This is a genomic window from Pseudomonas sp. P5_B2 (assembly GCF_056400445.1).
Genome location: NZ_JBFULH010000107.1, coordinates 1 through 11,944, shown reverse-complemented (window position 1 = coordinate 11,944; position 11,944 = coordinate 1). Strand labels below are relative to the sequence as shown.

The window sequence follows — 11,944 nt, the reverse complement described above, 5'->3', positions numbered from 1 at the left end:
GATACACCGCTTTCGCGAGCAAGCCCGCTCCCACATTAAATGGGTGGTGGATGCGGGAAATTATCAGGCATAAGAAAAAGGGAGCCCCTGAGGTCTCCCGTTTTTTGATGCCGCCTACGAATCACTTCGCCTGGTAAATAATCCCCGGGCTGCATTGGACCATCTGATAATGATCCGGCAACCCGTTCMGCGCTTCGGACGCGCCGAGGAACAAATAGCCACCGGGCTTGAGCGTGCTGTGAATGCGCAACAGGATGTCTTTCTTCACCTCGGCGGAGAAGTAGATCAGCACGTTGCGGCAGAACACGATGTCGAATTTGCCCAGAGCTGCGTAGCTGTCCAGCAGGTTGAACGAGCGAAACTCCACCCGGCTCTTGATCGGCGCCTTGATTGCCCATCGCCCAGGTCCTTTCGGGTCGAAGTAACGCTGCAGGCGCTCGGGCGACAGTCCACGGCCGATCGCCAGGCTGTCKTACTCGCCGCTCTTGCAGTTGGCCAGCATCGTACCGGACAGATCGGTGGCCACAATCTGCACCCCCATCTTCAGTTGGCCAAAATAAACGCGTTCGAACTCATCGATGGACATCGACAGCGAGTACGGTTCCTGCCCCGACGAGCAGGCCGCCGACCAGATCCGCAAGCGCTGACCGGGTGCGGCCTTGATCGCTTCCGGCAATACCTTGTTCTTCAACACTTCAAAGGGATAGGTGTCACGAAACCACAAGGTTTCGTTGGTGGTCATGGCATCCACCACCCTCTCGCGCAAACCGCTGCGTGGCTGGGTCTGAATTCGCTGGACCAGTTCACCCAGCGACTTGATGTCCTGCTGCTCCATCAGTTTGTTGAGACGGCTCGAGACCAGGTACTGCTTGTTTTCACCGAGCAAAATGCCACAGGCTTTTTCCAGGAAGACCCGGAACTGTTCGAAATCCAAATTACCCGTAGACAAAGATGCCGCCTCTTAAATCGTGTTAACCGCCAAGGGCGGAAGGCCCCAGGCTGATGTCTGCTGCTTTGATCCGGTCGACTACCCGGGATGCCAGGTCATCAGGACGGAATTTGGCAAGGAAGTCATCGGCACCGACTTTCTTGACCATCGCCTGATTGAAAACACCCGACAACGAAGTATGCAGGATGACATGAAGCTTTTGCATGCGAGGGTCGTTGCGGATCTCGGCCGTCAACGTGTACCCGTCCATCTCCGGCATCTCGATGTCGGAGATCATCATCAGGAACTCTTCTTCCGGCTTTTTCCCTTCGTCTACCAGCTTGCGCAGGTAATCCAGCGCTTGTTTGCCGTCGTTCAACGCCACCACTTCAACGCCGACGGTTTGCAGGCAGCGGCTCACTTGCTTGCGCGCCACCGACGAGTCATCGACCGTCAAGACCTTCAAGGACAAGGCCTTGTGCCGGGTTTCGACATCGACCACACCGGCCGATATCGCATCCGGTGTCGGCGCGACTTCCGCCAGCACTTTTTCGACGTCGATAATTTCGACCAACTGGTTGTCGACCCGTGTCACAGCCGTCAGGTAATGATCACGTCCCGTGCCCTTGGGTGGCGGATGAATCTCCTCCCAGTTCATGTTGACGATACGTTCCACCGAGCGCACAAGGAAACCCTGGGTCTTGGTGTTGTACTCCGTGATGATCACGAACGGATTGCTTTGATCTTTCAATGCGCCGGAGCCGGTCGCCATCGCCAGATCAAGAATCGGAATGGTCGCCCCCCGGATACTTGCCACACCGCACACGACAGGACTGGATTTGGGCATCAGCGTGAGCTTGGGGCATTGCAGCACTTCCCGAACCTTGAACACGTTGATCCCATAAAGCTGCTGGCCGTCGAGACGGAACAACAACAGCTCAAGGCGATTCTGCCCTACCAGTTGCGTGCGCTGGTTTACCGAATCCATTACACCAGCCATGCACCGACTCCTACACAACGCTTGAGTGTGTTGCGACGCGCTGTCATCAAAAAACGGCACGGCGCTTGCTTTTTAACGCTTATGAACACAGAACCGACATTTTTTCGACGCCTGAGATCAATCGCTCGCCAATGGCTTTGCGCGATCTCGACCGTCTGCCTCTTAAGCGCTGGCAGCCCTGCCCTTGCTGACGCAGTGACCTTGCCTGACATGCTTATCGGCGTCACTCAGGGCTTTCTTGAGTTCACAGTCGAAGACTATTTGGCGAGCAGTCAAACTGAAGGTCGATACGAGATCCAGGTCAATCAGCTCGATCCGCGCCTGCGTATGCCTATGTGCGACAAGGAATTGACAGCCACTTTGGAGAGCCCGGCGATCCCGATTGGCCGGGTTACGGTCAAGGTTCGTTGCGACAGCACCACCCCCTGGACTGTCTTCGTACCCGCTCAAGTCCGCCTGTTTCGCGACGTCGTCACCACCACTCGGCCGCTCAAGCGAGCCGGCTTTATCGAGCCAGGTGACGTCATGTTGCGCGAACGCGACATCAGCCTGATCAACCAGGGTTACTTCACTTCTATGGATCAAGCGATCGGGCAGAAATTGACCCGACCAACGGTCACCGATCAGGTCCTGACGCAGGTCCATCTCGAACAAGCCGAAGTCATCACCAAAGGCGACCAGGTGGTGATTACCGCCCGCAGCAGTACGCTCAGCGTGCGTATGCCAGGCGAAGCGTTGTCGAATGGCGGCTTGCGAGAACAGATTCGGGTGAAAAACCTCAACTCCCAACGGGTCATCAAGGCGCAGGTCATCGCGCCGGGCCAGGTGGAAGTGGCCATGTAGGAATCTCTGTGGGTGAAAATATGGCGCTGACCGTGCCTGTTCCTTAAACTGTGCCGCACGCCGGAAATGCGCTGGCGCATGCACGCTCATTGATAAATGGGCCTAAAGTTTTTGCAGGGATAGCCGAAAACATGGCAAGCGTCCAAATTCCCAGAGGTTTTTTATCATGGTCATCGATTTCAGCCGTTTGAACAGTTCCTCGTCATTGACCGGCAGTACGCGTACCAGCGCCAACAAGGAAACTGCCGAAGCCGGCAAATCCGAGCCGCTGAATACCCCGGCCGAACAGGCCAGTACCGCCAAAAGCGGGGAATCGGTACACCTCAGCAATGAGGCTCAGCAGTTGCAGAAGGTCACTGACAAGCTGCGCGATCAGCCTGCCGTCGACAACGCCCGCGTGGCCGAGTTGAAAGCAGCGATTGCCGATGGCAGCTACAAAGTCGACAGCAACCGTGTAGCCAGCAAACTGCTCAACTTCGAAGCCCAGCGCTAGGCCACGGCCTGCGCCAGGCTATTGGACGCTTAAAACCCAAGGCCAGCCATGCACGACACTAATTTACTGCAACTGATCATCGACGACTTTGCTCCAGCGCAACACTTGCTGGAATTACTGCAAACCGAGTCCCTCGCCCTGCATGGTCGCGACATGCGACTGCTCGAAGACATTCTGGCGCGCAAACAGGCAATGATCATTGTGCTCGAACAGCATGGCCGCAAACGCAGCGAAATCCTCGTCAGCCTCAATTTACCCACCAATCGCCAGGGCCTGGAGCAACTCGCCAGTCAATCAAGCGTCGGTGAGCAGTTGCTGGAGCAGAGCGACGTGCTGACAGCCCTGCTGGCGCAGTGCCAGGCAATCAATGTCAATAATGGTCAGTCGATCCTGAACCAGCAGGCCGCCACGGCCAATCAGCTGAAGATCCTCACCGGCGGCGAACCACCCGCGCTTTACGATGCCCGCGGATCAACCTCCAGGTTAGCGAAGCCACGCCCGCTCAGTCAGGCTTGAACCTCTCGATGAGCCCGCTCTATCTAGCCGCGCCACATGCTGGCAATATACTGGCAATGCGCAATCATATTTTGTCCGGAGAATGATGAACCGTGTCCAATGCCTTAAACGCGGAAGATGCTCCACAGCCACCTAAGGTGCTTTCCACACCAATGGAAATCGCTGGGAACCTTCGGCAGCTACAAGAGAGTCATGACCCGCTGATCATTACATTCCAAGAGCGCAACCAGCGCTTTCAGAGTTATCTGGTAGAGGTCGATCGGGACACCAACATGATCGCCCTGGACGAAATGGTGCCCCGCGATGGCGAACGCTATCTGCTGGCGGGCGAGCCTTTTCGGGTCGAAGGCTTCCATGAAGGCGTGCGCATCGCCTGGGAAAGCAACGGTCCACTGAGCATTGACGAATTCAGCGACACGCGCTGCTATCGCGGCAAACTCCCTGACGAAGTGGTTTACCACCAGCGCCGCAACGCCTTCCGGGCGGCATTGAAGCTGGCGCAGTTGGTCGGGGTCGAGATGGGCGGTGAAAAGCTCAAATCGTCGGTCAGCGGAAAGCTGCTGGATATCTCAGCCACTGGCTGCAAGCTGCGCTTTGAAGGTGACATTACTGACCAACTGCAATTGGGTCAGGTCTACGACCGCTTCGTTGCCGCCCTGCCCTTCGGCAGCATGACCACACCCGTAGAATTGCGTTACCTGCATTTCGAAGAAAGGATMTCCACCACCTTCGCCGGCATCCGCTTTCACAACATGAGCGGGATGGTGCAGCGTCAGGTCGAGCGGTTCGTGTACCAGCTTCAACGTGAAGCACGACGCTTCGACAAAGACGACTTCTGATATGACGCATCAACAAAAAACGGGCAGTCCCTTGCGGTGACTGCCCGTTTTTTTATGCATCCAAAATCAGGGTCTGGCTTCAGTAAAACTTTGTTCGCGTCCTGAGTCCGGGTCATGCGGTGGCGCCGGATCTTCCTCCGATTCCCCTTCGGCTCCCGGTTCCGATTCTGGGTGAGGCGGGCTGTGCATCTGTTCCTGCACGACCTGCTCATCGACACGTGGGTCAAGGCACGCCACCAGCGGCGAGCTCGACATGCTGTCCGGCATCGCCACGTGATGCAGCGGTGCGTCGTCGACCTGATGCAGGTTGGTGACCGCTTTCGGGCGGATCCGCCATACCAGCACCAACGCGAAGAAACTGAAAAACGCATAGAGCATCTGGCTACCGAACAGCTTCATCAGCACCCCGGCGACCAGCGGCCCGATGCTGGCGCCGACGCCGTAGGTCACCAGCAGCATCGCCGTCAGCGAGACCCGACGATCACCTTCGACATGGTCATTGGAGAACGCTACCGCCAACGGATACAGGCAGAACTGCACCAGCGAACACAGGAACCCGGAGATGAACAACACCTCAATCGGCACAACCTTCAGGATCGCCAGCGGCAACGCAGCCACGGCCAGGCTGAAAGCAAAACAGCGGATCAACAACGCCCGGTCATAGCGATCAGACAGCCAACCCAGCGGCCACTGCACCAGCAGGCCGGCAAAAATACAGCTGCCCATGAACAGGCCGACCTGTTCGTTGGATAACCCCTGCTGGGATGCATACAAAGGTGCCAGACCGTAGAACGAACCCACGATCAACCCTGCCCCCAATACCGTACTCAATGACTGCGGCACGCGCTTGATGAAGAAGCGCGGCTCCATCGGGGCCGGGTGCAAGGCTGCCGGGTGAATACGTCGAGTAAGGGCCACCGGAACCAGGCAAAGGGCAAAGCACAAGGCGACGAGCATCAGCAATTCGAGGCCCAGGCCGGGGTGCATGACCAGTATCAGCTGACCCAGTACCAACCCTAGATAGGACGCGATCATGTAGCCGCTGAACACCTTGCCGCGCTTGTGGGCATCGGCTTGTTCGTTGAGCCAGCTCTCGATGACCATGTACTGGCACATCATGCCAAGGCCGACGATCACCCGCAGGAACAGCCAGGCCGGCAGCCAATCGCTCAACCCATGGCCGAGCACTGCCGCACCAACGATCCCGGCACACGCGGCGTACGCACGAATATGCCCGACCCGGGCAATCAGTCGGTGACCGATCTTGCCGCCCAGCACCAAGCCAAAATAGTTGGCCGCCATCAATGCACCGACCCACAGGCTGTCGACGTTATCGGCGGCCAGGCGCAAGGCCAGGTAAGTGCTTAACAGGCCCGAGCCGATCAACATCATCAGCGAGGCGAAATACAGTGCTCGAAAGGATTTCCAGATTTGGCGCATCGGCGTTCCGAGCGGCTCCTTGCAGTGAAGATCAGGCTATCGAAACAATAGACCGAAGTCGGCGAAGCGTCAGGCCCGGGTTGCTAAAAGACGCCGCGCCCAGGGGTTATTTCAACAAAGTAGCGGGTCAGCTGCATGGACTTCGAAGCGACGTAGCCTTCGATGAATTCAATGCCAAACAGTTCCTTCGCCAATTCGCTACGTTTCAGACGCTCAAGCACCGCATGCAGGGTACACGGCAACAAAAGATTATCCGCCACTTCAAACTCGCCATCGGTTGTCATGACGCAATTCCATGCTGTGCAAGTCGCAAACGATGCGCCGTACAAAATAGGCTCCACCCGTTCAGAATATCAAGCAGCCGCACACAATAAAGAACCGTCAGGGCAGGTAAAGGCCGAATACTCCACCACCCAACGGACCGCCATTGCTGAGCCGGGTACGCCCGCAGACACCATTGCGCTGGTGCAGCGCGGCGATCCGACCGGCAAAATACAGGCCCAGGCCGGTGCTACTGCTGTAGTAATTGATGCCCTGCACATAGTCGGCCTGAGACTCGATCATCTCAGCGGGATAGCCGTCGCCATCGTCGTTGATGGTCAGCACCAACTGGCCGCCCTCGTCACTGACGCTGATCAGCAACGACCCGCGCGCATGACGAATGGCGTTGTTGATGATGTTGGCCAGCACCGAGGCGACCAGCTCGCGGTCGAAGAAACCCAGCGGGCACAGCGGGTCGACTTCATAGGTCGCAAGAATGCCGCGACTGGCGAACACTTCTTGATAGCTGGCAAGCTGCGCTTCGAGAAAGTCATCCAGTTCATGGTAGGCCGGCTGCAATGGCAACTGGTTGACGCCCAGTTTGTACAGGCCCAACAACTGCACCAGCATGCCATTGAGGTGCGCGAACTCATACTCGATGACGCCCTGCTCCGGGCTGTGCTGCGCCGGGTCGGGCAAGCGGGACAGCCACTGGCTGTGAGCTTGAGTCAGCGTGGTCAACGAGTTCTTCATGTCGTGCACGGTGGAAGCAATCACCGTCGAAAAATCCAATGCCGGGTAGTCTTGGCTCATCCGCCGAACGCCTTGATTTTCAGTTTCTGATAGCGCGGATAACGCGCGTCGGTATCGGGCATCAACCCGACCATTTTCAGGCAGACCCGACATTCTTCGATTTCCGCCGACGGCACACTGGTATCAGTACCGTGCAGCAGCGATTGCGCCATGTTCAGGGCGATACTGATATTTTTCGGCTGCAGCGCCAGCGCTTTGCGGAACACCGCCCGGGCCTCCACCAGGTTGCCGGTCTTGTACACCCGCACCCCCTGACGGTTAAGCTCGGCGGCCGCACCACTGGAGTTGAGGATCGTCGGGTCATCGGTGAGTTTGGCAATGCCCTTCATCACCACCGGATCGTCACCGTAGATTTCTGCGCAGTTTTTCAACATCGACGCTCCGGCGCTCGCCTGCCCGAGCATTTGCAACTGTTTGGCCACCAACAGCGCCGCCTCGGCACTCATGAATTGCTCCATGTCATCGAGGCGCATCATGGCTTGCTCGGTGAGCCTCTCGGCAGTTTCGGCATCATTGAGCAACAGGCTGGTGGCTTTCATCAGGCGCGCACGAATCTGCAAGCCCGGATCGGTCGGGTTCTCCTTGGCCACCAGGCTGAGGGTCGTGTTGATTTCCAGGCGGGTGCGGGTATCCAGGCCTTTGTCGCTGCCTTTGCAGATCAAGGCGTAGGCCAGTCCCAGATTGCTTTCCGCATCCTTGAAGCGCGATTGAGCGCCTTGGGACACTGCCTGGCGATAAGCTCGGGAGGYGGTGTCGAAATCTTCGTTGGTCATCGCCAGTTTGCCCAGCAGCGCCTGCCGACGCACGGCCAGCGGCGACAGGCGAATGGCCTCTTCCAATACCCGCTGTGCGCCCCTGGTGTCGCCTTCGACCACCAGCACGTCGGCCATGCCGTCATACAGCGCCGGCATCATCGGAAACACTTTCAGGGCTTTTTCGTAGATGCCCTTGGCCTGGCTGACCTGGCCACGCTTGAACAGCAGCTGGCCCAACCCGGCAAACGCCCACGGCAACGGCCGATCAGCAATGATGCTGTCGTAGAGGCGCTCCAGCGCTTCATTCTGATTCAAGTCGCGCAACGCATCTGCGCGATAACGCAGGCACAGCGGCGAATAACGGATGTCCTTCTTGCACAGCTCGATACAAGCCTTGAGCACTTCAAGCGGCTTGCCCCGGTCGAGTGCTTGCAGGATCGGTTTGAGCAGGTTTTTGCGCTGTTCCAGACGCTCCAGGCGTTGAGCCAGGCCCGAACGATTGAACGGCTTGGTCAGGTAGGCGTCCGGTTCATGCTCCAGCGCACTGAGCACCATCGCCTGGCTGGTTTCGGCGGTGACCATGACGAAGACACTTTCATGGCTGATCAGCTTCTCGATCATCAAGTCTTCGAGAACTTGCTGTCCGTTCTTTTTGCCGTCGCCCAGATGGAAATCCTGCAGGATGAAATCGTAGGCCTTCTGCGAACACATGCGCAGCGCCTGTTCGCCCGTGTCCGCGGTATCCACGTCCTTAACGCCCAACTCACGCAGCATGGACCTGACTGAACTGCGGAAATCCGAGAAATCATCGACGATCAGAAAACTCTTTTGGTGATACGACAGCATCGAAGATTTCCAGGCAATTTTAAGAAGAAGAGCGTGACCGTTCGGGTTATCGGCCAAGAGTGCCGTTACCTTTAGATTGAGAGGCCTCATCTACCAAGTGATCTGGCAAGGTCGACGCCTGCCAAAGACTATTAACTCACTCGTACTTTGTTTAGCGCAGAAGATGCACCGCCAAGCCGACGAGTGCACAGGCCATCAGCACCTGAATCACGCCCCGCTTGAATCGGAACAAGGCAATGGCCGCTGCAATCGCGATCAGTGCAGAAGGCCAATCAAGTTGACCACTGAAACCTTTCGGCCAAAGCACGTGATAGCCGAAGAAACACGCCAGGTTGAGAATCACACCAACGACTGCTGCCGTAATGGCGGTGAGGGGTGCGGTGAACTTGAGTTCGTTGTGGGTAGATTCAACCAACGGGCCGCCGGCCAGGATGAACAAAAACGAGGGCAGGAAGGTAAACCAGGTCACCAGGCAAGCTGCGACGGCGCCCGCCATAAAAACGTGGTCGCTACCGAACACTTGTGCGACATACGCCCCGACAAAGCTGACGAACGCCACGACCATGATCAACGGCCCTGGCGTGGTTTCACCCAGCGCCAAGCCATCGATCATTTGTGTCGGGGTCAGCCAGCCATAATGACCCACGGCGCCCTGATAAACGTAGGGAAGCACGGCATACGCACCGCCAAACGTCAGCAGCGCCGCCTTGGTAAAGAACCAGCCCATCTGGGTCAAGGTGCCCTCCCAGCCAAATACAGAGGTCAAAATCCCCATCGGCAGTGCCCATAACGCAGCGCCAATCAGTACGAGCGATACCAGTTTCAACCAGCTGAATCGAGCATGTTCCGGGGTTGGGGTGTCGTCATCGATCAACGCCGGTCCGAAGGACTTTTTGGCGGCGCCATGACCACCGACCCTGAAATGCTCGGGCATCAGCCGACCGCCGACATAGCCAATCAGTGCGGCGCCCAGAACGATCAACGGGAACGGAATATTAAACGCGAAGATTGCGGTGAATGAAGCGGCCGCTATCGCCCATAGCCAATTGTTTTTCAATGCCCGAGAGCCGATTCGATGGGCCGCCTGCACAACGATGGCGGTCACGGCAGGCTTGATGCCATAGAAAAGCCCTGCGACCACAGGCACTTCGCCGAAGGCGATGTACATCCACGACAAAGCGATCAGGATAAACAACGAGGGCAGCACAAACAGTACGCCAGCCACCACCCCGCCCCAGGATCGATGCATCAGCCAACCAATATAGGTGGCCAACTGCTGGGCCTCTGGCCCGGGAAGCAACATGCAGTAGTTGAGAGCATGCAGAAATCTGCGCTCGGATATCCAGCGCCGCCGCTCCACCAACTCCTGATGCATGATCGAGATCTGACCCGCCGGCCCACCGAAGCTGATGAAGCCAAGCTTCAACCAGAACCAGAACGCCTCACGAAAACTGATCGCTTGCGGCCTCGACAGCGCTTCTTCATCCATGGGTGCCAAAGCCTCTGGAAACGAGTCAGCAGATAGTGTGCGATGCGGTCACTAACAGGCGTTAGCGGTGCATGGGTGCTTGAGCGTTATCCGATTCAGGTTTCAAGCGCCGCGTTGCGCACGGCACCATGAAATAGATGGTGTCCCAGGGCAGGTTCGAACTGCCAACCTTCCCCTTAGGAGGGGGATGCTCTATCCAATTGAGCTACTGGGACACAATTCGCCCGCACGAGATGCGGTGCGATAGACGGCGTGCATGTTAACGGGCGGGCTTGCGTTTGTCATGTCGTCCGTAGGCTTTTTGACTGTAGGCAGACGCCCACTATGGAGTGGCTTTGTTTACCGTGCAAATTGCATCCTCTCAAAATGCCAGCATTGCAATTTGCAAGAAAGACATTTGTAAAAGTTAAGTTAATTCGTTGTTTTTAAAGGAATTAATAGCCGTTAAACTCTTGGCATGCGGGCTGCTTCACTGTTCTCAAGAACAACTTGAGGTGAACCTCATGAACCGCGCCCTTTTTCTCTCGAATGCGATCGCCCTTGCAGTCTTGGCTGGATTTCATTTTATCCCCGAGAACAGTGCGGTGCAGGTCGCTCAGCGCGTACCCCATTACCTTCAACTGCACAAAGCCCCGCAATTGGCGGTCATGAACGACCAGCATGGCTTGATTCGCCAGGACGTGAGCCAAGAAGTTGGTCCCGTGTCGCAATCATCAGAACGCTTGGTATTTTGAATTCCCTCTTATCAGGAGCACAGCATGTCCAAATCAGCCGCAGGATTTTTGATCCTCGCCTTAATGAGCGGCATTCTTCATTTGGCATTGGTGCAGGAGGCCGTTCTCACGCTGCCCCTGATTGCCTGTGGCGTTTTCGGCGGAATGTTTTTGTTGGCGCTGATTGCCGGGCGAAAAATCAAGTTTGATCCGGTTCTGCGTTAAGTTTCAGCAGATTGAGTAGATGGGCAACCGTAATGGCGAGCTCGCCGGAATTATCGAGTCGCTGGATCTGCGCGTCACCGGGCCAATCTTCAGCCGTAAATTGTCCATTGCGGCTGAGTCGCGCTTCGATTTGCACAAGGCTCTCACGGCCACGCCGCACCAGGCGTTCGCGCAACACTTCATCCTTGACGGTCAACAGCACAGGCAAAAGCGCCGGGTAGCGCTGTAGCGCCTCGGCAAGATGACCACGAGAACCGTTGACCAAGACATGTCGGCCGTCCTTGAGCCACTGATCAATCTGAATCGAAATACCGTAATCCAGCCCATTGGCGTGCCATGACAATGCGAATTCCCCTTCGTCTTTGCGATGCTGGAAATCCTCGTGGGACACACCGATGGCGTCTTCGCCCACACTTTCGGCGGAGCGCGTGATGACTCGCCGCACTACTTCGCCATTGATCGACTGCAATGGTTTTCGAGCCGCTTCGATGAGGCTGTCTTTACCGGATCCGGAAGGCCCCATCAAATAAATCAGCCTGCCATCCATCCTGAATTGTCCCCCACTGTGCGTGCGCCTCTAGTAAATCGGCCATTTGCCACTATCCTGTATCAGACAAGGACCAACGATCGAATCCGCATAGCATGCACCGTCAGGCGACTTGGAACATCACTTGACGGCAGACGAGGCGGTCAGCCATACGGCGATGGACAAACTTTTCCAACCAGTCCGCATTTCTGAAAACAGGTGCTGGCATAACGCCCCTACCCGGTTCAATATTTGTC

Annotated in this window: 13 protein-coding genes, 1 tRNA gene and 1 pseudogene; 6 read left to right on the top strand and 9 right to left on the bottom strand. The window is 56.8% G+C overall.

All coding sequences use genetic code 11. The features are described from left to right. Positions 1-121 precede the first annotated feature (121 nt). Together cheR and AC1DRJ_RS11835 are read right to left on the bottom strand one after the other, a co-directional pair. Positions 122-949 (bottom strand): protein-glutamate O-methyltransferase CheR, encoded by an 828-nt coding sequence (gene cheR / locus AC1DRJ_RS11840; protein WP_477802304.1) that lies wholly within the window; start codon positions 947-949, stop codon positions 122-124. Between the two features lie 22 nt (positions 950-971). Then, positions 972-1,928 carry a chemotaxis protein CheV gene (locus AC1DRJ_RS11835; RefSeq protein WP_477802303.1) on the bottom strand — a complete coding sequence of 319 codons (957 nt, stop codon included), beginning with the start codon at positions 1,926-1,928 and terminating at the stop codon, positions 972-974. An 81-nt stretch (positions 1,929-2,009) separates the two neighbouring features. Between AC1DRJ_RS11835 and flgA the strand changes: the two genes are divergently transcribed. The 4 genes from flgA to AC1DRJ_RS11815 all read left to right on the top strand — a co-directional run bounded on the left by flgA (position 2,010) and on the right by AC1DRJ_RS11815 (position 4,619). Further along, the gene (flgA, locus tag AC1DRJ_RS11830) at positions 2,010-2,771 is read left to right on the top strand and encodes a flagellar basal body P-ring formation chaperone FlgA (protein ID WP_477802302.1); all 762 of its coding nucleotides are present in this window, start codon (positions 2,010-2,012) and stop codon (positions 2,769-2,771) included. Positions 2,772-2,937: 166 nt separating this feature from the next. Continuing rightward, complete coding sequence (flgM, locus tag AC1DRJ_RS11825) at positions 2,938-3,264, top strand: flagellar biosynthesis anti-sigma factor FlgM (RefSeq protein ID WP_477802301.1); 327 nt, start codon at positions 2,938-2,940, stop codon at positions 3,262-3,264. A gap of 48 nt (positions 3,265-3,312) precedes the next feature. Then, a complete protein-coding gene (locus AC1DRJ_RS11820) occupies positions 3,313-3,780 on the top strand; it encodes a flagella synthesis protein FlgN (RefSeq protein ID WP_477802300.1) in 468 nt (155 codons plus the stop codon). Between the two features lie 92 nt (positions 3,781-3,872). Beyond that, the gene (locus AC1DRJ_RS11815; RefSeq protein ID WP_477802299.1) at positions 3,873-4,619 is read left to right on the top strand and encodes a flagellar brake protein; all 747 of its coding nucleotides are present in this window, start codon (positions 3,873-3,875) and stop codon (positions 4,617-4,619) included. 66 nt (positions 4,620-4,685) lie between these two features. On the opposite strand, the gene AC1DRJ_RS11810 is transcribed toward AC1DRJ_RS11815, so the two are convergent. The 6 genes and pseudogenes from AC1DRJ_RS11810 to AC1DRJ_RS11785 all read right to left on the bottom strand — a co-directional run bounded on the left by AC1DRJ_RS11810 (position 4,686) and on the right by AC1DRJ_RS11785 (position 10,438). Then, the gene (locus AC1DRJ_RS11810) at positions 4,686-6,059 is read right to left on the bottom strand and encodes an MFS transporter (RefSeq protein WP_477802298.1); all 1,374 of its coding nucleotides are present in this window, start codon (positions 6,057-6,059) and stop codon (positions 4,686-4,688) included. A gap of 69 nt (positions 6,060-6,128) precedes the next feature. Then, positions 6,129-6,331: pseudogene (locus AC1DRJ_RS11805) on the bottom strand (glutamine synthetase family protein); the annotation flags it as partial. Positions 6,332-6,440: 109 nt separating this feature from the next. Further along, positions 6,441-7,133, bottom strand: coding sequence for a sensor histidine kinase (locus AC1DRJ_RS11800; protein WP_477802297.1), 693 nt, complete (start codon positions 7,131-7,133; stop codon positions 6,441-6,443). Next, positions 7,130-8,734 (bottom strand): response regulator, encoded by a 1,605-nt coding sequence (locus AC1DRJ_RS11795; protein ID WP_477802296.1) that lies wholly within the window; start codon positions 8,732-8,734, stop codon positions 7,130-7,132. Before AC1DRJ_RS11795 ends, AC1DRJ_RS11800 begins: the two co-directional genes overlap by 4 nt. Before the next feature lie 151 nt (positions 8,735-8,885). Beyond that, positions 8,886-10,223, bottom strand: a complete 1,338-nt coding sequence (gene chrA / locus AC1DRJ_RS11790; protein WP_477802295.1) for a chromate efflux transporter — start codon at positions 10,221-10,223, stop codon at positions 8,886-8,888. Positions 10,224-10,361: 138 nt separating this feature from the next. Continuing rightward, positions 10,362-10,438 (bottom strand) — tRNA-Arg (locus tag AC1DRJ_RS11785). A gap of 288 nt (positions 10,439-10,726) precedes the next feature. Here AC1DRJ_RS11785 and AC1DRJ_RS11780 point away from each other — a divergent pair. Then, on the top strand, positions 10,727-10,957 hold the full coding sequence (locus AC1DRJ_RS11780) for a hypothetical protein (RefSeq protein WP_477802294.1): 231 nt from the start codon (positions 10,727-10,729) through the stop codon (positions 10,955-10,957). Between the two features lie 24 nt (positions 10,958-10,981). Next, complete coding sequence (locus AC1DRJ_RS11775) at positions 10,982-11,161, top strand: PA3371 family protein (RefSeq protein ID WP_477802293.1); 180 nt, start codon at positions 10,982-10,984, stop codon at positions 11,159-11,161. Here AC1DRJ_RS11775 and phnN read toward each other — a convergent pair. Next, positions 11,136-11,708, bottom strand: a complete 573-nt coding sequence (gene phnN, locus AC1DRJ_RS11770) for a phosphonate metabolism protein/1,5-bisphosphokinase (PRPP-forming) PhnN (RefSeq protein ID WP_477802292.1) — start codon at positions 11,706-11,708, stop codon at positions 11,136-11,138. The genes AC1DRJ_RS11775 and phnN overlap by 26 nt on opposite strands. Positions 11,709-11,944: the final 236 nt, after the last annotated feature.

Bases quoted from the DNA above. Each gene is read 5' to 3' on its own strand.
- AC1DRJ_RS11835 (WP_477802303.1), bottom strand. From the start codon at position 1,928: ATGGCTGGTGTAATGGATTCGGTAAACCAGCGCACGCAACTGGTAGGG.
- flgA (WP_477802302.1), top strand. From the start codon at position 2,010: ATGAACACAGAACCGACATTTTTTCGACGCCTGAGATCAATCGCTCGC.
- flgM (WP_477802301.1), top strand. From the start codon at position 2,938: ATGGTCATCGATTTCAGCCGTTTGAACAGTTCCTCGTCATTGACCGGC.
- AC1DRJ_RS11820 (WP_477802300.1), top strand. From the start codon at position 3,313: ATGCACGACACTAATTTACTGCAACTGATCATCGACGACTTTGCTCCA.
- AC1DRJ_RS11810 (WP_477802298.1), bottom strand. From the start codon at position 6,059: ATGCGCCAAATCTGGAAATCCTTTCGAGCACTGTATTTCGCCTCGCTG.
- AC1DRJ_RS11800 (WP_477802297.1), bottom strand. From the start codon at position 7,133: ATGAGCCAAGACTACCCGGCATTGGATTTTTCGACGGTGATTGCTTCC.
- chrA (WP_477802295.1), bottom strand. From the start codon at position 10,223: ATGGATGAAGAAGCGCTGTCGAGGCCGCAAGCGATCAGTTTTCGTGAG.
- AC1DRJ_RS11780 (WP_477802294.1), top strand. From the start codon at position 10,727: ATGAACCGCGCCCTTTTTCTCTCGAATGCGATCGCCCTTGCAGTCTTG.
- AC1DRJ_RS11775 (WP_477802293.1), top strand. From the start codon at position 10,982: ATGTCCAAATCAGCCGCAGGATTTTTGATCCTCGCCTTAATGAGCGGC.
- phnN (WP_477802292.1), bottom strand. From the start codon at position 11,708: ATGGATGGCAGGCTGATTTATTTGATGGGGCCTTCCGGATCCGGTAAA.